A 21,867-nucleotide genomic window follows, 5' to 3' on the forward strand; every position below is an offset into this window, starting at 1 on the left:
GTCGCCTGTGCGCCCGGCGGGGCGGAAGGACCCTCCCTGGCCGGGACGGCCTTGCCGTCATCGGCGACAATGGGGGACGTGTCCGACTCAGCTCCCACCGCCGCGTCCCCTGGCCCCTCTCCCGACGAGGTGCTGGCCGCTGCGGTCGAGCAGGCCCGGGCCGCCGCGGTCGAGGTGGCCGGTGACCCGGCGGCGGTCGGTGAGCACCTGGGGGTGACCCCGGAGGCGCTGGCGGAGCAGGCCGACCCGGCGCTCGGCGTCGTCGGCACGCACTCCTTCGCCGCCACCCTCCCCGGCTACACGGGGTGGCACTGGGCCGTGACGCTGGCCGCCGTTCCCGGCGCGGACGAGGTCACCCTCGACGAGGTGGTGCTGCTGCCGGGCGACTCGGCGCTCCTCGCGCCGGCCTGGGTGCCGTGGCACGAGCGGCTGCGCCCCGGGGACCTGTCGGTGGGCGACGTGCTGCCCTCCACCGAGGACGACGCCCGACTGGTGCCCGCGTACCTGGCTGACGACGACTCCGCCGAGGACCCGGCCGGCCGCATCGTCGCCGAGGAGCTGGGCATCGGCCGGGAGCGGGTGCTCTCCCCCGAGGGGCGCATCGAGGCGGCGCAGCGCTGGCGCGACGGGGACTTCGGGCCGCGCTCGTCGATGGCCCGGCACGCCCCTGGTCCGTGCGCGACCTGCGGCTTCTACCTGCCGCTGGCCGGCTCGCTCCGCCTGTCGCTCGGGGCGTGCAGCAACGCCTACTCCCCGGCCGACGGGCACGTCGTCACCGCCGACTACGGCTGCGGTGCGCACAGCCAGGCCAGCCTGGAGCGCACCGACGGCGAGCCGGCTGAGTTCACCCCCACGGCCCGCTACGACACCGCGGACTTCGACGTCATCTGAGCTGGGGGGTCAGCGTTGGCCCTGCCAGCGCATGATCAACAGACCGAGGCCGGGCAGCACGACGCCGGCCACGCAGGTCCAGGTCCAGACCGGGTCGACCCGGTCGCCGAGGAAGAGCAGCACCACCAGGGCGATCGCCCACAGGGCGGTACCGGCAAGGACCACCCGCACCGTGTCGACCTGCAGGGGCGGCGGCGAGGGCCGGGTCGGAGCGGGCACGCCCCGACCCTAGGCCGCTGCGCCGCAGGTCGGGACGGTGGTCCGCCCGACGCGCCCGAGCGGTGTGGCACGCTGTCGCCGCTCGATGCCACCGCACCGGGCGGCCTGCGGGGACGTCGACCCCGCCGGAGCCGTGCCGGTCGCCGTCCCCGGGGGTCCACCCATGCCCGACAAGTCACGCAACCGTGCCCGCAAGGTCGTCGGCGGCACCGGTGCGACCGCGTTCGGCGGGGCGCCGGCCGGGACGCCCGCCGAGGTCGTGACCGGCCCGCGGCGCAGCCCCGGGCCGAAGGTGCGCCCCAAGAACGGGCTGGACCGGTACTTCTCGATCACCGAGCGCCGGTCCACGGTCGGCCGCGAGGTGCGCGGTGGGTTCACGACGTTCTTCGCGATGGCCTACATCGTCGTCCTGAACCCGATCATCCTGTCCGGCGCGGACGTGAACGGGAACACCCTGCCGTTCGCCTCGGTCGCCGCCGTCACCGCCTTCGTCGCCGGTGTGCTGACCATCGCGATGGGCATCGTCGGCCGCTACCCGTTCGCGCTGGCCACCGGCCTGGGCATCAACGCGATCGTCGCCGTCTACGCGGCCACCCAGCTCACCTGGCCCGAGGTGATGGGGCTGGTCGTGCTCGAGGGCCTGCTCATCACCGTGCTGGTGCTCACCGGCTTCCGGAAGGCGGTGTTCGAGGCGATCCCGGCCCAGCTGAAGATCGCCATCGCCGTCGGCATCGGCTTCTTCCTGACCATCATCGGGCTGTCCGACGCCGGGGTCATCCGGCCCGGGGCCCCACTGATCAGCTTCGGTGTCGGTGGCCAGTTGGCGGGGTGGCCGATGCTCACCTTCGTCGTCGGCCTGCTGCTCACCAGCGTGCTGGTCGTCCGCAAGGTCCGGGGCGGCCTGCTCCTGGGCATCGTGATCACGACGGTGTTCGCCATCGTCGTCGAGGCGATCGCCGACGTCGGTCCGCGAGTGGGCCCCGACGGCAACGAGCTGGACCCGCGTGGCTGGGCGCTGCAGGTGCCGTCGTGGCCCGGCGACTGGTTCGGCCTGCCCGACCTCTCGCTGATCGGCAACTTCTCGCTGTTCGGCGGCTTCGAGCGGATCGGCGTCCTCGCCGCCCTCCTCATCGTCTTCTCGATCATGATCGCGGACTTCTTCGACACCGTCGGGACCGTGACGGCGGTGGGCGCCGAGGGTGACCTGCTCGACGAGGACCGCAACCTGCCGCGCTCCCAGCCGGTCCTGCTGGTCGACTCGCTCGCCGCCGCCGCCGGCGGGGCCTCCAGCATCTCCTCGAACACCACCTACATCGAGAGCGCCGCCGGCGTCGGGGACGGCGCCCGCACCGGCCTGGCCAGCGTCGTCACCGGTGTCGTCTTCCTGGTGGCCGCGTTCTTCACCCCGCTGGTGCAGGTGGTGCCCTCCGAGGCGGCGGCGCCGGTGCTGGTGATCGTGGGCGCCATGCTGATCAGCCAGATCCGCGACCTCTCGTGGGACGACATGTCGCTGGTCATCCCCGCGTTCCTGACGATCGCGCTGATGCCGTTCACCTACTCGATCACCAACGGCATCGGCGCCGGGGTGGTCAGCTTCGTGCTCCTGCGGCTGGCGGTCGGCCGCCGCCGTGACGTGCACCCGCTCATGTGGGTGGTGGCCGCCGTCTTCGTCGTCTACTTCGCGCTCGACCCGATCCAGCAGCTGCTCTGAAGGGGGAGTCCCGACGGACTTCGTTAGGCAGGCTTTCTACTCCGGTTAAGGTGGAAGACGTGGCTCGGACGACGCTGGACACCGCAGCGCTCGCCCACGACCTGCGACTGGCGGTCATGCGGTTCTCCCGGCGGCTGCGCAACCAGCGGGTGGACACCTCGGTGACGCTGACCCACCTCGCCGCCCTGTCGACCCTCAAGCGGCACGGCGCGATGAGCCCGGGCGAGCTGGCGGCGCACGAGCGGGTGCAGCCGCCGTCGATGACCCGGGTGGTCGTCGCGCTGGAGTCCCGTGGTCTGGTCACCCGCACGCCCCATCCCACCGACGGCCGGCAGGTGGTCATCGACCTGACCGCAGCGGCCGAGGAGCTCCTGAACGAGGAGGTCCGGGCCCGCGAAGCGTGGCTGGCCGGTCGGCTCCAAGAGCTGTCGGCCGAGGACCGCGACGTGCTCCGCGAGGCCGCGGTGATCATGGAGAAGCTCGCCAGTGGGTGACCTCGACGGCTCCTGACCCCGCTCCCCGCGCCGGGATGTTCCGGGCGTTGCGCGTCCGCAACTTCCGGCTCTACGTCTCGGCCAACCTGGTCAGCCAGACCGGGACCTGGATGCAGCGCATCGGCCAGGACTGGCTGGTGCTGCAGCTGTCCGGGGACAGCGGTGTCGCGCTGGGCATCACCACCGCCCTGCAGTTCGGGCCGACGCTCTTCTTCAGCTTCTACGGCGGGGTGCTGGCGGACCGGTACGACAAGCGCCGGGTGCTGATGCTGACCCAGGCCGTCATGGGCGTGCTCGCCCTGGGGCTGGGCCTGCTGGTCGTCACCGACTCGATCGCGCTGTGGCACGTCTACCTGCTGGCCCTGGGGCTGGGCGTGGTCTCCTCCCTCGACGTCCCGGTGCGCCAGTCGTTCGTCTCGGAGATGGTCGGCTCGGACCTGCTGGCCAACGCCGTCAGCCTCAACTCCACGGTGTTCAACGGTGCCCGGCTGGTGGGGCCCGCAGTGGCCGGGGCGCTGATCGCGGTCTCGGGCGGGGACACCGCCCCGGCGTTCCTGGTCAACGCCGCGACGTTCGCCTGCACCATCGCCTCGCTGGCCGCGATGCGGGTCGGGGAGCTGAGCCGCAGCACCCCGGTGGCCCGCTCGCGCGGGCAGCTGCGGGAGACGCTGGTCTACACCCGGCAGCACCCGGACCTGCAGCTGGCGATGCTGTTGGCCTTCGTCGTGGGCACCTTCGGCTTCAACTCCCAGATCACCATCGCGCTGATGGCCCGCGAGGTCTTCGACCTGGGCGCCGGGGCGTTCGGGCTGCTCTCCACCACCTTCGCCGTCGGCTCCCTGTCCGGTGCGCTGCTGTCGACCCGGCGCAGCGCCCGGCCGCTGCAGCGGTTCCTCATCGTCTCCGCGGTCGCCTTCGGGCTGCTGCTGATCGTGAGCGGGCTGATGGGCAACTACTACGCCTTCGCCGTCGCCCTCGTCCCGACCGGTGCTGCGGCGCTGGTCTTCAGCGTGGCCTGCAACAGCTTCGTCCAGCTGGGGGTGGAGCCGCAGATGCGCGGCCGGGTGCTGGCGCTCTACTTCATGTGCTTCATGGGCGGGACGCCGGTCGGTGCGCCGCTCATCGGCTGGATCTCCGAGCGATTCGGCGCGCCCTGGGGCTTCATCGGGGGCGGCCTGGTCGTGGTGGTGGTGGCGGCCGCAGCCGGTGCGGTGCTCTCCCGGGGCCGCCAGGTGCGGCTGGAGCTGCACGTCCGGCCGCCGAGCATGCAGCTGCACGTCGCGGCCGCCACGACGCCGACCCGGGCCGCCGGGCTGGCCGCACTGGCCGACGAACAGGTCCCGGGGCAGCCGGTCGCCCGCGATCAGCCGCACTGAGCACCTCACGCTGCGCCAAGGGGCCATGAGCGCTGAGTGTGCGACGCGGTTGCGCTCAGCGTTCGCATTGTCACAGCGGGATGTGCGACGTACCGTCGGGTCGTGCCCGAGGGAGGGTCTGTCTCCGCGGAAGTCGGGGCGTCGTTGCTGCAATTGGGTGGCACCGTCGCCCTCCTGGTCGTGGGCGTGGCCCTGCTCGTCCTGCTGCTCCGCTGGGCGACGGGCCAGCTGCAGGCCGACCTCGCGGCCCGCCGCCGTGCCCGGACCGTGACCGAGTCCGTCGATCGCCCGGCGGCCCCCCTCCCGCCTGCACTCCCGCCCCGCCGCCGCCCCACCGGTTCCCATCCCGCGGGTCGTCGGGTGCCGCGCGACCCGGTCGCGACCGGGTCGGTCGACCGGCCGCGCCGGCCGCTGGAGCGGGTCGCCGCCGACCTGCGCCGGCTCGCCCGCGAACTCGCCATGGTCCCGGGGGGCATGCCGATGGAGCGGCGTCGTGGCCTGCTGGCCGCCTACGACGACCTGCTCGTGGAGGCCGCCGTGCTGCTCGAGGTGCCCCAGCAGCTGACCGCCGTGCCCCCGGAGGTCCGTGAGCTCGAGCGGATCCGGCTGCTCGGGGCCCTGGAGGCCGCCGGGCTGGTGGTGACCGGCTGACCGAGTCGGCACCCCGGCCCTCCTCGGCCGGCCGGCTCTTCCTCGCCGTCGACCCGCCGGCTGCCGCCACGGCTGATCTGGACCGGGCGCTCCAGCCACTGCGGTCCGCCCCCGGCGCGCCCCGCTGGACGCCGACCTCCCGGTGGCACCTGACCCTGGTGTTCCTCGGCGAGGTGCCGGCCCCGCTGCTGGGACCCCTGCGCGCGGCGGTCACCCCGGCGGTCGCCGGCACGCCGCCGCTGTCCCTGCAGCTGGCCGGTGCCGGCCGGTTCGGGTCGCGCCGTCGTCCGGCGGTGTGCTGGGCCGGGCTGGCCGGCGACGTGCCGGAGCTGACCGCGCTCGCCGGCCGGCTGGCCGCCGCCGCTCGACGCGTCGGCCTGACCGTCGAGGACCGGCCGTTCCGGGCGCACCTGACCGTGGGGCGGTGGCGACCCGGGCAGCCGGCCGACGGCGACCTGCCCGCACGGCTCGCCGGGTACCGGGGCCCGGTCTGGCCGGTGCCCGAGGTGGTGCTGTGGCGCAGCCGCCTCGGGCCTGAGCCGAGCTACGAGCGGGTGGCCACCTGGCCCGTCGGCTGAGTCCGACGACGGACGAGGTCGGTCCTGCCGGTGGCGGGCCTGGCACGCTGTCCGTCGTGCCGCAGACCGATCACCGCTCCGCCTTCGACACCGCGACCGCCGTCGCCCGGACCGAGGGGGGCGGCCTGACCACCGAGCTGGACCCGGGCTGGGACGTGGGTGGCGGGATCCTGAACGGCGGCTACCTGCTCGCCGTCGCCGCGCGGGCCGCCGTGCTCGAGTCGCCGCACGCCCACCCGGTCGCCCTGTCGGCCAGCTACCTGCACGCCGCCGCGGCCGGACCGGCGACGCTGACCGTCACCCCGGGACCGGCCGGGCGGACGCTGGCCCACTCGGCCGTGGTCCTGGCCGACGCCGCCGGGCCCGCGGTGACCGTCCAGGCGACGACGGCGACGCTCACGGCCGACGCCGCGACCTTCTCCTCGCCGATGCCGGCCGCGACCCCCGTGCAGGACTGCGTCTCCATCGCCGAGAACGCGCACCTGGCGCCGTCGTCGGTGTCGGTGCCGGGGCTCACCCAGCGGGTCGACGTCCGGCTGGACCCGCTGACCGCCGGCTGGGCGCTGGGGCAGCCGGCGGAGGAGCCGATGATGCGGGCCTGGCTGCGCTTCGCCGACGGCCGCGAGCCGGACCCGCTGGCACTGGTGACCTTCGCGGACGCCCTGCCGCCGACGTCCTGGGCGATCGGGGTGTTCGGCTGGGCGCCCACGGTGCAGCTGCAGGTGCTCGTCCGCGCGGTGCCGGCACCGGGCTGGTGCCTGGTCGAGGCGCGGGCGAACGAGATCGCCGGCGGCTGGCTGGACGAGGACTACCGGATCTGGGACTCCACCGGTCGGCTGGTCGCCCAGAGCCGCCAGCTCGCCCGGGCGCCGCGCGGCTGACTCACGCGTCCTCGCGGAGCACGCTCGCCGGGTCGGGCCGGTCGGCGGCCCGCTGGGCGTACAGCGCCGCGAGCGCGGCGACGACGACGGTGGCCACCGCCGTCCCGGCGATCGCCGACCAGGGGACGTCCAGCAGCGGCGTGGGCGGGCGCACCAGGTCGACGTCCAGCCGGCGGTACACCAGCGCCACCGCCCCGGCGGCCAGCACGGCCCCGAGCAGCAGCCCGGCGACCGCGACCCCGACCAGCTCGACGAGCAGCGAGCGCAGGTGCGCGCCTCGGGACAGCCCCAGCCGGCGGGCCATCACGTAGCCGGACACGCGGCTGCGCGAACGGGCCTCCAGGTACAGCAACAGCCCGCCGACGGCGATCACCCCGACGAAGACGGCGAGCGCGGAGAGGTAGCCGAAGGTCCAGGTGATGCCCAGGAAGTTGGCGCTCTCCTGCACCCCGTCGGGGGTGAGCAGCCGGATGTTCTGCGCGCCGGCGTCGGTCAGGGCGTCGACCCCGGCGCCGAGGTCGCCGTTCGTCCAGAGCTCGGCGGCGGGCGCGGCCCCGGCGTTCCGGGTGATCTCCGGCAGCCGGTCGGCCGCGACCAGCACGACCGGGTCGTCGCTGCGGCGGCCGGGCAGCACCCGCGCGGTGGCGGTCACCTCCGCCGGCACCGCCGTGCTGCCCAGCCGGAGGTCGGGGTCGCCGGCCGGGAGCCCGGCGGCGACCACCGGCAGCCGCCCGTCGACCTCCGGTCCGGTCAGCGCGGCCAGCAGCTCGGCGAGCGGGCGGTCGGCGAAGGAGCCGTCCCAGAAGGCGGTGTCGGCGAAGTCGTCGGGGTCGACGGCCAGCACCTGGACGTCCGTCCGCCCGTCGTCACCGGCCGCGGCGCTGGCGTCGTAGCGGACGACGTAGGTGCCGGCCGCCTCCAGCGCCGGGGTCACCTCGAACCGGGTGACCGTGGTGGCCGCTGCGGCCGCGCCGATCTGCACCCCGACCTTGGCGTCCAGGGTGGTCTGCGAACTGGCGGTCAGCGTCGCGGTGTAGCCCAGCACGGCGACCGGGAGGGTGACCGCGACCAGCAGGGTGGCGGTGGCCAGCCGAGCCGCGGTGAGCCGGTTGACGGCCAGGAAGACGGCGGGGGAGCGGCGGCCGGCCCAGCGGCGCAACCGAGGCAGCAGCGCGGTGACCCCCCGGCCGAGCAGGACGGCGGCGCCGGCGATCGCCAGCAGCGGGAAGGCGACCAGCAGCCCGTTGACCTGGGCCACGTAGGCCACGCTGACCACCGCGTCCCGCGACTGCAGCAGCAGCCAGCACCACGCGGCGCCGAGCAGCAGGGCCAGCTCCCACGGCACCCGGGCCGGCCACCGCGGGGCAGCCCCGAGCGGTCGCTCCGCGGTGCCGCGGGCCCGCAGCCCGGCCACGGCCGAGGCGGCGCCCAGGCCGACCACGAAGGCGGCGACCCCGGCCCAGGCGGCGGCGGAGGTGGCCGAGGGGTCGAGGTCGTCGGCGGGGCCGAGGCCGGTGATCAGCACCCGGGACGCCGCCCAGCCGAGGGCCGCACCGGCCAGCGCGGGCAGCCCCAGCTCCAGCGCGGCCTTGCCGGCCAGCGGCACCGGGCCGACCCCGCGGGCGGCGAGCAGTCGCACCTCGGTGGCCCGCCGGTCGGCCCAGAAGCTGCCGGCGGAGGCCACCAGCACCAGGGCGAGCAGTGCACCGGCCACCGCGACCGGGACGACCGGGCCGCGCAGCCCGGACTCGATCAGCCCGGCACGCTCCAGCACGTCGGGCAGCCGGTCGTTGGGCACGGCGACCGCACGGACCCCTGGATCCCACGCCAGCGGCAGGCGGGTGCCCGCGGTGATCCGTTGCTGGACGTCCTGCTGACGGCGCACGTCGCTGACCGACAGCGACGCAGCGTCCACCGGCACCTGCTGGAGCCGGGCGGCCCAGCCGGCCGCGGCAGTGGCGAGCCGGTAGAACGTGCTCTCGTCGGTGACCAGCAGCATCGCCGGTGGGGCCCGATTCGCGGAGGCCTCGTTGGAGAACAGCAGCCGGTAGTCGCACCAGTAGGGGTCGTCGGGGTTGGCGACGGCCAGGTCCTGGTAGATGCCGGCGACCGGTGCCTGCTGGGTGCCGAAGGCGAGCTGGTCCCCGATCGCGAGGCCGTCCTGCTCGGCGACGCTCGCCGGCACCCAGACTCCTGATCCGTTTCCGGCCTCGACCACCTCGACGTTGTCCAGCGCGGTCGGGCGGTGGAAGAGGGTGACCGGCTGCGACAGGGCAGCGCCGTCCGGGCCGCGGGCGAGGGCGCCGAGGGAGCCCGGGGAGGACGAGCCGATCCCGGCCGTGGCCAGCACCGGCTCGGCCTCCAGCCCGGCGTCCGCCCAGGCCTGGAGCAGGGAACCGTCGAGCTCCGGCCGGGTGCTGCCGTCCCCGCCGTCCAGCGGCTGGAGCTGCTCGTCCACGAGAGCCGACTGGACGCCGGTCTGCGGACGGGCCACCTCGTCGCAGCGCTGGGAGAGCTGCTGCTGCAGGGCGGCCGAGCGGGCCGAGGAGAGGAAGAGCGGGGCGGAGGCGACCGCGCAGGCCAGGATCGCCGAGGTCACCAGCACGGCGATGACCGCGGCCGGCTGCCGCAGCCCGAGCCACGGTGCCCGGCTCCACGGCGCCAGGCGCCACAGCGGTGGCCGGCTCACGACGGGACGCCCTCGGTGACCACGCCGTCGCGCATGGACAGCACCCGGTCGGCGCGGGCCCAGGCGATCTCGTCGTGGGTGGCGATGAGCACCGCCGAACCCTCGCGGGCCGCGTCGGTGACGGCGTCGAGCAGCCGGTCGGCGTGGCCGCGGTCCTGGTGCGCGGTGGGCTCGTCGGCCAGCAGCACCGCCGGGCGCAGCAGCAGCGCGCGGGCGACGGCGACCCGCTGCTGCTCGCCGAGGGAGGCCTGGTGCGGGTAGCGGTCGGCGAGGTGGTCGACCCCGAAGGCGGTCAGCAGCGACCTGGCGCGGGTCTCCTCGGCCGCGAGCGTGCCGCTCAGCCGGGCGGGCAGCAGGACGTTGTCGGCCAGGCTGAGGTCGGCGACCAGCCCGAGCGCCTGGGGCACCAGCGCCAGGTCCCGCCAGCCGAAGCCCTCGGGACGGCGTCCCGCGAGCGGGCCGAGGTACGCGAGCTCGCCCTCGTCGGCGGTCTCCCAACCGCACAGCAGCGCGAGCAGGGTGCTCTTCCCGGACCCGGAGGGGCCGACCAGGGCGACGAGCTCCCCGGAGCCGACGTCCAGGCCGACCCCGGCCAGCGCCGAGACGGTCTCCGCACCACGCCGGAACCGCTTGACCAGCCCCGTGCCGGTGAACCCACCGGCCGGCTGCAGCCGCGCGTTCACGAGGTGACCAGCCGGCCGTGGTCCAGCCGGATGAAGCCGTCGGCGATCGCCATCACCCGCGGGTCGTGCGAGGAGATGACGAACCCCACCCCGGCGGCGGCGAGGTCCTCCATCGCGACGAGGACCCGCTCGGCGGCCGCGGTGTCCAGCTCGGCCGTGGGCTCGTCGGCGACGACCAGCGCCGGGTCCCCGACGACGCCGCAGGCCACCGCCAGGCGCTGCTGCTCCCCGCCGGACAGCTGCGCGGGGTGGTGGTCGGCGCGCTCGCGCAGCCCCAGCCGGTCGAGCAGGGCGAGCGCCGCGGCCACGGTGACCGGGGCGCCCCGCAGGGACGCGGCCAGCCGGACCTGGGCGACGGCGTCCAGGTAGGGGAGCAGGTTCTCGCCGGGGCGCTGGAAGAGGTAGGCGACCTGCCGTTGCCGCAGCGCCCGGCGGGCCCGGGCACCCAGCCGGTCGACCCGCTGGCCGGCGATGAGCACCTCCCCGCCGTCGGGGGAGTCGATGCAGGCCAGCAGCCGCAGCAGCGAGGACTTGCCCGAACCCGAGGGGCCGACGACCACGGTCACCTGTGCCCGCGGGATGTCCACGGTGACGTCGTCCAGCGCGGTCACCGACTCCGTCGCCGTCCGGTAGGTCTTCCGGACCCGCCGGCAGACGGCGGCCGGCGGCGCGTCCGGCGCGGTGGAGAGCCCGTCCGAGCCGGCAGAGGAGCCGTCGTCGCTGGTCATCGAGGCGAGAGCCTAGGTGGTGGGTGCAACGACCCCGGGGAGGTCGACGTCACCGGTCAGGTACCGCTGGACCGTGGGCCCGACGGCGGCCACCAGCTCCTCCGCCGACGCCGACGCCAGGGGCTCCACCCGCAGCACGTAGCGGGCCATCACCACCCCGATCAGCTGGGAGGCGACCAGCGAGCCCCGCGCCTCGCCCTCGGCGCGGGGCAGTCCCAGCGTGCCGACCACCCGGCGCAGCACCTGGGAGACCAGGAACTCCCGGAGCAGCCGCGCGGTCCACTCGTTCGTCACGGCCGACCGGACCAGGGCGAGCCCGGCCGCCCGGCCGGGGCCGTCCCACACCTGCAGCAGCAGCCGGACGACGCTGGCGCCGAGGTCCGCCGTCCCGCCGGCGAGCAGCTCGGGCAGCAGCTCCTCGGGGTCGGCCGGTGCCTCGATGGCGGCGAGGAAGAGCTTGTCCTTGCTGCCGAAGTAGTGGTGCACCAGCGCCGGGTCGACCCCCGCCGCCGTGGCGATCACCCGGATCGAGGCGCCGTCGAACCCACGCTCGGCGAAGGCGGCCCGCGCTGCGGCGAGCACCGCCTCCCGGGTGTCGGGGTTGCCCGGACGACGTCCGGTCGGGCGGGTGCGCCGTGGTCGTGCTGCCGGGTCGCTCAGCTGGTCCTCCTCCGCAGGGTGGCCGCGGCGAGCCCCAGGGCCAGCAGCGTCGCGCCGGCCACCACACCGACGTCGACCCACATGGTGCCCGTCGCCTCTGGGGAGGCGCCCACCTCCTGGAGGGCCGACACGGCGTAGCTCAGCGGCAGGACGTCGCTGACCGCCTGCAGCCAGCCGGCCAGCTGGTCCCGCGGCGCCAGCAGCCCGCACAGGAAGAACTGGGGGAGGACGACGACCGGCATGAGCTGCACGGCCTGGAACTCGCTGCGGGCGAACGCGCTGGCCAGCAGCCCGAGCGCCACGCCGAGCGCCGCGTCGACGACGGCGATGAGCACGACCAGGGACAGCGACCCGGTGACGTCCAGGTCGTAGACCGTGGTCGCGATCGTCACGGTGACCACCGCCTGCGCGGCGGCGGCCAGCCCGAAGGCCAGGCCGTAGCCGAGCAGCAGGTCCAGCCGGGAGAGCGGGGTGGTGAGCAGTCGCTCCAGCGTGCCGGAGGTGCGTTCCCGCAGCATTGCGATGCTCGTCACCAGGAACATGACCACGAACGGGAAGACCCCGAGCATGGTCAGCCCGACCCGGTCGAAGGTGTCCGGCTGCCCGGGTGCGGTGGGCACGTCGGCCCACAGCAGGTACAGCAACCCGAGCAGGGCACTGGGCAACACCAGCAGCATCGCCACCGTCCGGTGGTCGTGCCGCAACTGGCGGAGCACCCGGCCGGCGGTGGCGGAGGTCAACCGAGGGGAGAGGGCGGTGGTCATGCCGCCACCTCCTGCACCAGCGAGAGGAAGGCCTGCTCCAGGTCGTCGGTGCCGGTCCGGGCGCGCAGCTCGGCCGGGGTGGTGTCGCTGAGCAGCCGCCCGTCGCGCAGCAGGAGCAGTCGGTCGCAGCGACCGGCCTCGTCCATCACGTGGCTGGAGACCAGCAACGTCGTGCCGGCCGCGGCCAGGGCGTGGAACCGGCTCCACAGCTCGACCCGCAGCACCGGGTCCAGCCCGACCGTGGGCTCGTCGAGCACCAGCAGCTCCGGCTCGCCGACCAGGGCGCAGGCCAGCGACGCCCGGCCCCGCTGGCCGCCGGAGAGGTCACCGACCAGCTGGCCGGCCGCCTCGGCCAGCCCGACGTCGGCGATCGCCGCATCGGCGGCCGCTGCACCTCGGCCGTACAGCGCAGCGAAGTGGCGGGCGTTCTCCCGCACGGTGAGGTCGGCGTAGACGCTGGGCGCCTGGGTGACGTACCCGACCCGGGAGCGCAGCGCGGCCGAGCCGGCCGGGTGGCCGAGCACGGTCACGGTGCCCGACCGGACCCGCTGGGCTCCGACCAGGGCGCGCAGCAGGGTGCTCTTGCCGCTGCCGCTGGGCCCGAGCAGACCGGTGACCTGCCCGGAGGGGACCGAGCACCCCACCTCGTGCAGGACCGGTCGGGCACCGCGGTGCACGACGAGATCGGTGACGGTGACGGCGTCCACGACGGCCTCCGAACAACTCAACGAGTGATGAACTCAACGCTAGATGAGTTGTCCGTCGAGGACAAGACCGGGACCGGCGGCAGGGGGATCAGGTGTGGCCGAGCTCGGTGAGCAGGCGGCGCCTGCGGTCGTGCTGGTCGGTGGAGAGGTCGTACAGCTCGACGCCGCTCCGACGTTCCTTGGCCACGTACATGGCGACGTCGGCCTGGCGGAGCAGGGCGCCGATCTCCGTCGGGGCGTCGCCGGAGATGGCCACGCCGATGCTGGCGCCGACGTCCAGCGCGAGCTCGTCGACCGGGAACGGCGAGCAGAGGGCGTCGCGCAGCCGGCGCGCCGCGCCGCACGCGTCCTGGGCCGTCGCCCCCGGCAGGAGCACGGCGAACTCGTCGCCGCCGAGCCGGGCGAGCAGGTCGACGTCCCTCAGGAGGGGCTGCAGTCGCGGCCCGACCTGGGCGAGCAGGCGGTCGCCGGAGCTGTGCCCGAGGGTGTCGTTGACCTCCTTGAACCGGTCCAGGTCGATCAGCAGCACGGCGAGCGGGGTCAGCTCGGCCAGCAACTCGGCCCCGCGGGCGAGCAGTGCCGCCCGGTTCGGCAGGCCGGTCAGCCCGTCGTGGGTGGCCTGGAACGCCAGCCGAAGTTGCAGTTCCAGCCGTTCGGTCACGTCCCGCGCGGTCAGCAGCAGCCCGCCGATGACGGGGTCGTCGCGCCGGTCCGAGGAGCTGACCTCCAGGTGCCGCCAGCCGCCGTCCCGGTGCCGGGCCTGGACGAGGAAGACCTGGGACGGGGCGTCGGCGTTGGTGATCGGCGCACCGTCGGTGGTGAAGAGGTCGGCGTCCTCCAGGTGCACCAGTTCGTGCACCTGCCGGCCCAGCAGCTCCTCGCGTGACCAGCCCAGCACGTCGGAGACCGAGTCGGAGACGAAGGAGATGGAGCCGCTCGGGGTGAGCAGCGCCAGGACGTCGTTGGTGGCCTGCACCACGGAGCGGAAGCGGCGCTCCCGGTCCAGGGCCGCGAGCAGGGAGTTGAAGGCCGCCGCGGTGGTGCCCAGGTCGTCCGTCGAGCCCACCGGGAGGGCCAGCGCGGCTGCCGGCAGGGCCGGGCCCTGGGCAGTGCCCACCGGGTTGCCGACCGCGTCGGCGACGTCGGCGATCCGGTCGGCCAGCAGTCGCAGCCGGCTGCCGATCACCTGCCGGGCCAGCAACCAGTTGGCCGCGCCGAGCACCAGCCCGGCGGCGAGGCATGCGGCGCGGAACGTCGGGTCGGCGGCATACCGGGCAGGCACGCCCAGCAGCTCGGCGAACAGCGGGAAGACGGCGCCCACGGCGATCCCCAGGAGGGCCATCCCGGCAGCGAGGCGGCCGAACGCCGACCACCGGGCAAGGGTGTCCCCCCGACCTGTCGTCCGCTGCGGCGCCATGCCACCAGGTCGGCAGCGGAGAGCGGCGGCTGCACCCCCCGGGGGGCCGGCATCCCTCGGGTGGGGGAGAGCCGACCTCACCCACCGGAGGAGCTCGTGCGGCGTCGGCGGCGCACGGCGTCCAGCACGGCGATCAGCAGCAGCGGCACGATCGACCACGATGCCAGCACCCACAAGGCCCGAGCGACGCCGTCGTCAGCGAAGTAGGAGGCGCCGCGCAACGCCCGTACCGCCACCCCGGGAGGGAGGATGCCGGCCAGCGGCTCCATCCACGGCGGCAGGTACGCCGCCGGCAGGTTCCCGGTGCTCGTGGCGTTGCCCAGGATGATCAGTCCGAGCGAGGTGACGAACGTGCCGCCGGAGCCGATCGCTCGCAGCAGCAGGGCGGCTGGGGCGGCGACCGCCAGCGCCAGCAACCCGACCAGCAGGGCGAGCACCCCGAAGTCGGCGGGGATGGCGTCGAACAGCACACCCGCTGCCCAGGCGACCAGCAGCCCGGAGGCCACCGCGAAGAGCAGGATGCTCACCACCCGCCAGCGCAGCGGCAGCTTCGGGGCGGCCTGGTAGGAGTTGATCCCGAACAGGAAGCCGCCCAGCACCACCCCGAACGCGCCGTAGAAGATGCCCAGGCCGCGGGTGTCGCCGGGGGAGAGCGGCCGTACGTCCTCCACCTGCAGGCTCTCGGTGATCGGCTGGAACGCCTGGGTGAGGGTGGTGGTGACGCCCTGCCCATGCGCCCCGGCGACGAGCAGCTGCGGCTGCGGGCCCGTCAGCAGCAGGGCCCCGTAGACGTCGGCCTGCCGGACGGCGGCCCGGGCGGCGGCCTCGTCGGGCAGCGGCCGGGGCGCCAGCCGGCCGGGCAGCCGTTCCTCCAGGGCATCGGTCACCGCGGCCACGTCCTGCTGGCTGCCCACCATGGCCACCGGCAGGTCGTGCGGCACGGCGGCGTGGAAGGCGGCGAGGAAGACCACCACGAAGGCCAGGCCGATGAGGGTGGCGACCAGCGCGGGGACGCCGACGCCGCGGGCGAGCGCCGCCGTGCGTGAACCGCCCGACCGCTCCCGCTCGACCCCGGCCTCGGCCGGTCCGGGTGGTGGGCTGAAGCCCCCGGGCACGTGGGTCCCCCGATCCGGGTCGGCGGGCCGGTCAGGCGGTCGCGTCGGCCAGGGCGCTGCCCAGGGCGTCCCCGGAACGCCAGGCGCTCTCCACCTTCGACGGAGCCGCCCAGCCGTCACCGCACAGCCCGATCCCGTCGGCCAGCGCGAACGGCGCGTCGCGCGGGGCGGTCGGCTTCGCGAACGTCCAGCGGTGGACGTGCGTCCACTCCGGCTCGCCCGACAGGCCGAGCAGGGCACGGACCGCGGCGAGGACCGCGGGGGCGGCCCGCTCGGGTTCGGCCAGGTTCTCGGCGGCGAAGGCGGGCGTCGTGTGGGCGACCAGCACCGGAGCGCCGTCCCCGCGCCGGTCGCCGTCGTCGGCGACCCAGTCCAGGACCGGGGAGTCGTGCACGAAGACCCCGTGCAGGTCGGCCGGCCAGCCCCGCTCGGGGAAGCCGATGGCCACCGCGAGCGTGGGCTGCCACCCGGCGTCCTGCAGGCTCCCGGCGACCGCCGCCCCCGGGTCCAGCAGCCGGGCCGCCTGCGGGTCGGGCATCGCGAGCACGACGGCGGCGGCCGGGTCCCCGTCCACCGTCGGGCTCCCGCCGTCGCCGACGTGGGTGACCGCTCGATCCAGCTGCACGTCCAGGCCCTCGGCGAGGTCGACGACCAGGCCGCGGAGGCCGCCCGCGGTGCCGTACCGCAGCGGGCCGGACGTCGTCCGCTCGATGCCGTCCGGTCCGGCGACCGCGAACGTGTCGGTCCAGGGCCGGGCCAGGCCGCGGTCCACCCACCCGGCGACGACCCGCGCGAACCCGTCGTCCTCGCCCACGGTGAAGTAGGAGGCGCCGAGGTCGACGGCGCGGCCGTGCAGGCTGCGGCCGCCCATCCGGCCACCGAGCCGGCGGCCCCGGTCCAGGACCTGCACCGGCAGCCCCCGGTCGGCCAGGGCCCGGGCGCAGGCGATGCCGGCGATGCCGCCGCCGACGACGGTCGTGGTGCCCGCGGTGTTCACCCGGTCGATCCTGCTGGCCCCCGCCGGATCGTGCGCGTCGGGGGTCGCCGGGGATGATCGTCGGCGTGCCTGTCCCCCCTGTGCTGATCACCGACCCGGCCGACGAGCGGGTGGCCGACTTCCGCGACCTGGTCGCCGGCGACCGCAAGCCCGGGACCGAACGCGGCACCGGACCGGTGATCGTGGAGGGGGTGCCGGCGGTCCAGCGGCTGCTCGCGTCGGACTACCCGGTGCGCAGCGTCTTCGGCATCCCCGGCCGGGTGGCCGACCTGCAGCTCCCCGACGACGTGCCGGCCTACGAGGCCGACCGGTGGGTGCTCTCCGACGTCATCGGCTTCCGGCTGACCCGCGGGGTGCTCGCCTCCGCCGACCGGCTGCCGCCGGCGGACCTGGACGCCCTGCTGGCCGGCCCCGATCCGGCCGCACCGCGCCGGCTGGCGGTGCTGGAGGGGCTGAACGACCACGAGAACATCGGCTCGATCGCCCGGTCGGCGATGGCCCTCGGGGTCGACGGCCTGCTGCTGGACCCCACCTGCGCCGACCCGCTCTACCGGCGGTGCGTGCGGGTGTCGATGGGGCACGTGCTGTCGTTGCCGATCGCGGTCCTGGGCGACTGGCCCACCGACCTGGACCGGCTGCACGCCGCCGGCTACCTCACGGTGGCGTTGACCCCGGCCCCCGACGCCGTCGACCTGGGCGACGTCGACCTCGCCGCCCACCCGCGCACCGCCGTCCTGCTCGGCGCCGAGGGCCCGGGGCTCACCCCCGCGGCCAAGACGGCCGCCCGGGTGCGCGCCCGGATCCCGATGCGCAGCGGGGTGGACTCCCTCGGGGTCGCCGCCGCGGCGGCGGTCGCCTTCGCCACGCTGCGCTGAAGGGTGAGGTGCTGGAACGGCCCCTTGCAGGGTCCCGCCGCGAGCTTGCGAGCGGTGGGGGGCAAGGGGTCCTTCGTCAGCCGCGCAGGGAGAGCTTGGCGAGCTCGGCGCGGGCCTGCTCGGCGTGCTGGGGCGCGCACATCACGTCGTAGCGGCTGGCCACCACCTTGCTGGTGCTGGTGAAGTCACGCTGCCCGCGGCTGGTCGAGTAGCCGACCGCCCCGAAGACGGCGCCGAACACGAGCCCGATCAGCAGGCCGGTGAGCACCGAGCCGATCCAGCCGCCGCCGTCGGCGGCGAAGATGCCGAGCAGCAGGCCCACGAAGAGGCCGAACCACGCACCGCTGGCCGCGCCGGCGGCGATCGCCCGGCCCCAGCTGAGCCGGCCGGTCACCCGCTCGACCATCCGCAGGTCGGTGCCGATGATCGTCACGTTCTCGACCGGGAACTTCTCGTCGGAGAGGAAGTCCACCGCCCGCTGGGCCTGCTGGTAGTCCTCGTAGGAGCCGACCTGTACGCCGCCGAGCGGCATGGACACCGAAGCTGACATGTCTGTCTCCGTTCCGTGCCGGCCTGCTGGCGGAGGCCGGACGTTCCGGCCACCCCTCGCATCCCGCAGGACGACGACCGGCGTACTACCCGGAACGACCTCCACGGACCCCCTGTTCCTCGGCCCCTCTGCAGGGGCCCGCCGCGAGCTCGCGAGTGGTGGGGGGCAGAGGGGTCCTTCTTCAGACGAGGCTGTCGGCCCAGGCGCGGTGCAGGTCGGCGAACCGGCCGGCACCGCCCACCAGCTCGGCGGGGGAGCCGTCCTCGACCACCCGGCCGGCCTCCATCACCAGCACCCGGTCGGCGATCTCGACCGTGGAGAGCCGGTGGGCGATGATCAGCGCCGTCCGGTCGGCCAGGAGCGTCTGCAGTGCTCGCTGGACCAGCACCTCGCTGGGCACGTCGAGGGAGCTGGTGGCCTCGTCGAGGACCAGCACCGCGGGGTCGGCGAGGAACGCCCGGGCGAAGCTGACCAGCTGGCGCTGACCGGCCGACAGCCGGCCGCCCCGCTTGGCGACCTCGGTGTCGTAGCCCTCCGGCAGCGCCCGGATGAACGCGTCCGCCCCGATCGCCCGGGCCGCCGCCTCGATCTCGGCCCGGGTGGCGTCCGGCTTGCCGAAGGAGATGTTGTCGGCGATCGACCCGGAGAACAGGAAGCTCTCCTGGGTCACCATCACCACCGCCCGGCGCAGGTCGGCGTCGGCCAGTCGGTCCAGCGGGACGCCGTCCAGCCGCAGCTGACCGGCCACCGGGTCGTAGAACCGGGCGGTCAGCCGGGCCAGGGTGGACTTGCCCGCCCCGGTCGCGCCCACGAGCGCGACGGTCTGGCCGGCCGGGATCGTCAGGTCCAGCTGCGGGAGCACGGTCGCGCCTCCGTAGCCGAACCGGACGCCGTCGAAGACGACCTCCCCGGCGGTGGGTGACTGCAGCGGCAGCGGATCGGCCGGCTCGGGCACGCTGGAGTGCTCCTCCAGGACGCCGGACAGCTTCTCCAGTGCGGCGCTGGCCGACTGGTAGCTGTTGTAGAACATCGCGATGTCCTGCAGCGGGTCGAAGAAGCGGCGCAGGTAGACCAGGAAGGACAGCAGGAAGCCGACCTCCAGGTCGCCGTCCATCACCCGCAGCGCGCCGTAGCCGAGCACCGCGACGGTGACCAGGTTGCCGATCAGGGTCACCGTCGGCACGAAGACGGCGATCAGCCAGAAGGCGCGGTGGTGGGCCTCCCGGTTGGCCTCGTTGAGCTCGGCGTGCAGGCCGTCGTTGCGCGGCTCCCGCCGGAACGCCTGGACCGCCCGGATGCCGCCGAAGGTCTCGGTGAACTGCACGATCAGCGCGGCGATGGTCTGCCGGGTGCGCCGGTAGGCCACCGTGGAGCTGCGCTGGAACCAGCGGCCGACGAGGTAGAGCGCCGGGAGGCCGAGCAGTGCGACCAGGCCCAGGGGCAGGTCGAGCACCAGCATCAGGACGCCGATCGACACCACGCTGAACAGGGCGGTGAGCAGCCCGTCGAGCCCCTCGTCCAGCAGTTCGGCGAGCGCCTCGACGTCGCTGGTGAGCCGGCTGATCGTCTTGCCCGACGTGTACCGCTCGTGGAAGGACAGCGGCAGCCCCTGGACATGGGTGAACACCCGCCGTCGCAGGGTGAGCAGCACCGCCTGGCCGACCTGCCCGGACCCGATGAGGAACCGGTAGCGCAGTGCGGCGTCCAGCACGGCTGCGGCGACCATGGCCGCCGTCGTCCAGACCAGCGGCCACGGATCGCCGTCCAGCAGCGCCGGGACGGCGACGTCGATGCCGATCCCGATCAGCAGCGGGCCGGCCAGCCAGGCCAGGTTCTGCACGACGATCACGGCCAGCAGCTGCCACAGCACCCGCCGGTGCGGACGCAGCAGCTCGCCGAGCAGCCGCCGGGATCGGCCGCGCAGGAAGGAGCTGGCCGAGGTGTCCAGGTCGTCGGCGTCCTCGCCGGCCACGCCCCGCCAGTCGGCGTGTGCGTCGGCCGGTGCGCCGGTGGTGGTGGTCACGGCTGCGCCGGTGCCGGGGGTGGTCACGGGCAGCCCACCCCGCTCAGGTCGGTGCGGATCCGGTCGGCGTCGATCGACCCCGCCAGCTCCGACTCCGAGGAGAGCAGCGCCCGGTAGGCGGGCACCTGCGCGAGCAGGTCGGTGTGCCGCCCGACGGCGGTGATCCGGCCCTCCTCGAGCAGGGCCACCCGGTCGGCGAGCAGCACCGTGGAGGCCCGGTGGGCGACCACCAGGGCGGTCGTCTCGGCGAGCACCTCGCGCAGCGCGCGCTCGACGAGGGCCTCGGTGTGCACGTCGAGGGCGGACAGCGGGTCGTCGAGCACCAGCACCGACGGCCGGCCGAGGACCGCCCGGGCCAGCGCCAGCCGCTGCCGCTGCCCGCCGGACAGCGACAGGCCCTGCTCGCCGATCCGGGTGTCCAGGCCCCACGGCAGCTCGTGCACGAAGTCGGCCTGGGCGACCCGCAGGGCCTCGGCCACGTCCGCGTCCCCGGCGTCCGGCCGGCCCAGCGTGACGTTCTCCCGGACGCTCATCGAGAAGAGCGTCGCCTCCTCGAACGCCGTGGCCACCACGGTGCGCAGCTGGGCCAGCGGGAGGTCGCGGACGTCGTGGCCGTCGAGGGTGACCCGCCCGCCGGTGACGTCGTAGAGCCGGGCGACCAGCGCGGTCATCGTCGTCTTGCCCGACCCGGTGGCGCCGACCAGCGCGATCGTCTCGCCGGGCTCGACCTCGAGGTCGACGTCGGTGAGCACCGGGTCCCCGGCGCCGGGGAAGCGGAACCCGACGTGCTCGAAGCGCAACCGGGCGGGCGTGCCCACGGCGGCGGGCCGGGCGCCGGGGGAGTCGGTGACGGTCAGCGGGGCGTCGAGCAGCTCGCCGATCCGGTCGCAGGCACTGGCCGTCTCCTGCGCCTGAGCGAGCAGGAAGCCCAGGGAGAGGATCGGCCACAGCAGCACGGTGAACAGCGCGACGAAGCCGATCAGCCCGCCGACGGTCAGGGCGCCGCTGCTGACCGCCAGCGACCCGCCCACCAGGATCACCGCCAGGGTGATCTGCGGCTGGAACTCGAACAGGCACCAGATCAGCGCCAGGGTGCGGACCTTGCCCAGTTCCAGGTCGCGCAGCCGCAGGGCCTTGCGGTCGTAGCGGCCGAAGACCATCCCGCTGCGGCCGAGGGACTTGACCACCCGGATGCCCTGGACCGCCTCCTCCACGTCGGTGGCCAGCTCGCCCTGCTCGTCCTGCACCAGCCGCGACTCGGCGTTGTACCGCTTCTCCAGCCGCAGCCCGAAGAAGACCAGCGGCAGCGTGGTGGTCAGCACCGCGACGCCCAGCGGCCAGTAGGTGACCACCAGCAGCACGCCGACGACGACGCAGGTGAGCAGGTTGACGATCAGGAAGACGGCGCCGAAGCCGACGAAGCGCCGGATGGTGGAGACGTCGGAGGTGGCCCGGGACAGCAGCTGACCGGAGGACCAGTGGTCGTGGAAGGCGACCGGCAGCCGCTGCAGCCGCTGGTACAGGGTGTCGCGGAGGTCGCGCTCGATCTGCAGGCTGCTGATGTTCATCGCCCAGCGGCGCAGGAAGAACAGGGCAGCCTCGGCGACGCCGAAGAGCAGTGCCAGGGCGAGCAGCGGGATCAGGGCGGAACGGTCGCCACGGGCGATCGGCCCCTCGACGATGGCCGGCGTGAGCAGCGGGACGGCCAGCTGGGCGAGGGTGGCGAGCAGTGCGCCGGTGAAGGTGAGCGCGATGAGCCCGCGGTAGGGACGGGCGAAGGGCAGCAGCCGGGTGAGCGCGGAGAGCCGGCCCCGGGTGTCGTCGGCAGCGGCGGCGGTCTCGGTCATGGCCGGGTCAG

General features: G+C 74.9%; 21 protein-coding genes. 8 read left to right on the forward strand and 13 right to left on the reverse strand.

Features of this window, described 5'->3' with window-relative positions:
- Positions 1 to 69 precede the first annotated feature (69 nt).
- The gene (locus O2W18_RS02655; protein WP_269186023.1) at positions 70 to 891 is read left to right on the forward strand and encodes a DUF3027 domain-containing protein; all 822 of its coding nucleotides are present in this window, start codon (positions 70 to 72) and stop codon (positions 889 to 891) included.
- Positions 892 to 900: 9 nt separating this feature from the next.
- Here the strand turns inward: O2W18_RS02655 and O2W18_RS02660 are convergent, their stop codons facing one another.
- Positions 901 to 1,110, reverse strand: coding sequence for a DUF2530 domain-containing protein (locus tag O2W18_RS02660; protein ID WP_269186024.1), 210 nt, complete (start codon positions 1,108 to 1,110; stop codon positions 901 to 903).
- Positions 1,111 to 1,273: 163 nt separating this feature from the next.
- On the opposite strand from O2W18_RS02660, the gene O2W18_RS02665 reads away from it, so the two are divergent.
- From O2W18_RS02665 to O2W18_RS02690, 6 genes are all read left to right on the forward strand, one after another.
- Positions 1,274 to 2,821 carry an NCS2 family permease gene (locus O2W18_RS02665; protein WP_269186025.1) on the forward strand — a complete coding sequence of 516 codons (1,548 nt, stop codon included), beginning with the start codon at positions 1,274 to 1,276 and terminating at the stop codon, positions 2,819 to 2,821.
- Positions 2,822 to 2,880: 59 nt separating this feature from the next.
- Entirely contained in the window at positions 2,881 to 3,315 is a 435-nt protein-coding gene (locus O2W18_RS02670; RefSeq protein WP_269172123.1) for a MarR family winged helix-turn-helix transcriptional regulator, read from the forward strand.
- On the forward strand, positions 3,312 to 4,691 hold the full coding sequence (locus O2W18_RS02675) for an MFS transporter (protein ID WP_269186026.1): 1,380 nt from the start codon (positions 3,312 to 3,314) through the stop codon (positions 4,689 to 4,691). Before O2W18_RS02670 ends, O2W18_RS02675 begins: the two co-directional genes overlap by 4 nt.
- A gap of 102 nt (positions 4,692 to 4,793) precedes the next feature.
- Positions 4,794 to 5,342, forward strand: coding sequence for a hypothetical protein (locus O2W18_RS02680; RefSeq protein WP_269186027.1), 549 nt, complete (start codon positions 4,794 to 4,796; stop codon positions 5,340 to 5,342).
- Positions 5,339 to 5,920 (forward strand): RNA 2',3'-cyclic phosphodiesterase, encoded by a 582-nt coding sequence (gene thpR, locus O2W18_RS02685; protein WP_269186730.1) that lies wholly within the window; start codon positions 5,339 to 5,341, stop codon positions 5,918 to 5,920. The genes O2W18_RS02680 and thpR overlap by 4 nt, the downstream gene beginning before the upstream one ends.
- Before the next feature lie 56 nt (positions 5,921 to 5,976).
- Positions 5,977 to 6,801 (forward strand): thioesterase family protein, encoded by an 825-nt coding sequence (locus tag O2W18_RS02690; RefSeq protein WP_269186028.1) that lies wholly within the window; start codon positions 5,977 to 5,979, stop codon positions 6,799 to 6,801.
- Between the two features lies 1 nt (position 6,802).
- On the opposite strand, the gene O2W18_RS02695 is transcribed toward O2W18_RS02690, so the two are convergent.
- The 9 genes from O2W18_RS02695 to O2W18_RS02735 all read right to left on the reverse strand — a co-directional run bounded on the left by O2W18_RS02695 (position 6,803) and on the right by O2W18_RS02735 (position 16,561).
- Positions 6,803 to 9,490 carry an FtsX-like permease family protein gene (locus tag O2W18_RS02695; RefSeq protein WP_269186029.1) on the reverse strand — a complete coding sequence of 896 codons (2,688 nt, stop codon included), beginning with the start codon at positions 9,488 to 9,490 and terminating at the stop codon, positions 6,803 to 6,805.
- Positions 9,487 to 10,173, reverse strand: coding sequence for an ABC transporter ATP-binding protein (locus O2W18_RS02700; RefSeq protein WP_269186030.1), 687 nt, complete (start codon positions 10,171 to 10,173; stop codon positions 9,487 to 9,489). The genes O2W18_RS02695 and O2W18_RS02700 overlap by 4 nt, the downstream gene beginning before the upstream one ends.
- Complete coding sequence (locus O2W18_RS02705; RefSeq protein ID WP_269186031.1) at positions 10,170 to 10,901, reverse strand: ABC transporter ATP-binding protein; 732 nt, start codon at positions 10,899 to 10,901, stop codon at positions 10,170 to 10,172. The genes O2W18_RS02700 and O2W18_RS02705 overlap by 4 nt, the downstream gene beginning before the upstream one ends.
- Positions 10,902 to 10,913: 12 nt before the next feature.
- On the reverse strand, positions 10,914 to 11,483 hold the full coding sequence (locus O2W18_RS02710) for a TetR/AcrR family transcriptional regulator (protein WP_269186032.1): 570 nt from the start codon (positions 11,481 to 11,483) through the stop codon (positions 10,914 to 10,916).
- A gap of 74 nt (positions 11,484 to 11,557) precedes the next feature.
- On the reverse strand, positions 11,558 to 12,325 hold the full coding sequence (locus O2W18_RS02715; RefSeq protein ID WP_269186033.1) for an ABC transporter permease: 768 nt from the start codon (positions 12,323 to 12,325) through the stop codon (positions 11,558 to 11,560).
- The gene (locus tag O2W18_RS02720) at positions 12,322 to 13,032 is read right to left on the reverse strand and encodes an ABC transporter ATP-binding protein (RefSeq protein ID WP_269186034.1); all 711 of its coding nucleotides are present in this window, start codon (positions 13,030 to 13,032) and stop codon (positions 12,322 to 12,324) included. Before O2W18_RS02720 ends, O2W18_RS02715 begins: the two co-directional genes overlap by 4 nt.
- Positions 13,033 to 13,120: 88 nt before the next feature.
- Positions 13,121 to 14,374 carry a sensor domain-containing diguanylate cyclase gene (locus tag O2W18_RS02725; protein ID WP_269186035.1) on the reverse strand — a complete coding sequence of 418 codons (1,254 nt, stop codon included), beginning with the start codon at positions 14,372 to 14,374 and terminating at the stop codon, positions 13,121 to 13,123.
- Positions 14,375 to 14,526: 152 nt separating this feature from the next.
- The gene (locus O2W18_RS02730; protein WP_269186036.1) at positions 14,527 to 15,564 is read right to left on the reverse strand and encodes a hypothetical protein; all 1,038 of its coding nucleotides are present in this window, start codon (positions 15,562 to 15,564) and stop codon (positions 14,527 to 14,529) included.
- Positions 15,565 to 15,595: 31 nt separating this feature from the next.
- Positions 15,596 to 16,561 (reverse strand): NAD(P)/FAD-dependent oxidoreductase, encoded by a 966-nt coding sequence (locus tag O2W18_RS02735; RefSeq protein WP_269186037.1) that lies wholly within the window; start codon positions 16,559 to 16,561, stop codon positions 15,596 to 15,598.
- A 65-nt stretch (positions 16,562 to 16,626) separates the two neighbouring features.
- Between O2W18_RS02735 and O2W18_RS02740 the strand changes: the two genes are divergently transcribed.
- The gene (locus tag O2W18_RS02740) at positions 16,627 to 17,436 is read left to right on the forward strand and encodes a TrmH family RNA methyltransferase (protein ID WP_269186038.1); all 810 of its coding nucleotides are present in this window, start codon (positions 16,627 to 16,629) and stop codon (positions 17,434 to 17,436) included.
- Between the two features lie 76 nt (positions 17,437 to 17,512).
- On the opposite strand, the gene O2W18_RS02745 is transcribed toward O2W18_RS02740, so the two are convergent.
- The 3 genes from O2W18_RS02745 to O2W18_RS02755 all read right to left on the reverse strand — a co-directional run bounded on the left by O2W18_RS02745 (position 17,513) and on the right by O2W18_RS02755 (position 21,856).
- The gene (locus O2W18_RS02745) at positions 17,513 to 17,986 is read right to left on the reverse strand and encodes a general stress protein (protein ID WP_269159856.1); all 474 of its coding nucleotides are present in this window, start codon (positions 17,984 to 17,986) and stop codon (positions 17,513 to 17,515) included.
- A 181-nt stretch (positions 17,987 to 18,167) separates the two neighbouring features.
- Positions 18,168 to 20,036 carry an ABC transporter ATP-binding protein gene (locus tag O2W18_RS02750; protein ID WP_269186039.1) on the reverse strand — a complete coding sequence of 623 codons (1,869 nt, stop codon included), beginning with the start codon at positions 20,034 to 20,036 and terminating at the stop codon, positions 18,168 to 18,170.
- On the reverse strand, positions 20,033 to 21,856 hold the full coding sequence (locus tag O2W18_RS02755) for an ABC transporter ATP-binding protein (RefSeq protein ID WP_269186040.1): 1,824 nt from the start codon (positions 21,854 to 21,856) through the stop codon (positions 20,033 to 20,035). Before O2W18_RS02755 ends, O2W18_RS02750 begins: the two co-directional genes overlap by 4 nt.
- Positions 21,857 to 21,867: the final 11 nt, after the last annotated feature.

This window comes from Modestobacter sp. VKM Ac-2983 (assembly GCF_026967885.1).
GTDB lineage: Bacteria > Actinomycetota > Actinomycetes > Mycobacteriales > Geodermatophilaceae > Modestobacter.

Bases quoted from the DNA above. Each gene is read 5' to 3' on its own strand.
- O2W18_RS02655 (WP_269186023.1), top strand. From the start codon at position 70: ATGGGGGACGTGTCCGACTCAGCTCCCACCGCCGCGTCCCCTGGCCCC.
- O2W18_RS02665 (WP_269186025.1), top strand. From the start codon at position 1,274: ATGCCCGACAAGTCACGCAACCGTGCCCGCAAGGTCGTCGGCGGCACC.
- O2W18_RS02705 (WP_269186031.1), bottom strand. From the start codon at position 10,901: ATGACCAGCGACGACGGCTCCTCTGCCGGCTCGGACGGGCTCTCCACC.
- O2W18_RS02715 (WP_269186033.1), bottom strand. From the start codon at position 12,325: ATGACCACCGCCCTCTCCCCTCGGTTGACCTCCGCCACCGCCGGCCGG.
- O2W18_RS02725 (WP_269186035.1), bottom strand. From the start codon at position 14,374: ATGGCCCTCCTGGGGATCGCCGTGGGCGCCGTCTTCCCGCTGTTCGCC.
- O2W18_RS02745 (WP_269159856.1), bottom strand. From the start codon at position 17,986: ATGTCAGCTTCGGTGTCCATGCCGCTCGGCGGCGTACAGGTCGGCTCC.
- O2W18_RS02755 (WP_269186040.1), bottom strand. From the start codon at position 21,856: ATGACCGAGACCGCCGCCGCTGCCGACGACACCCGGGGCCGGCTCTCC.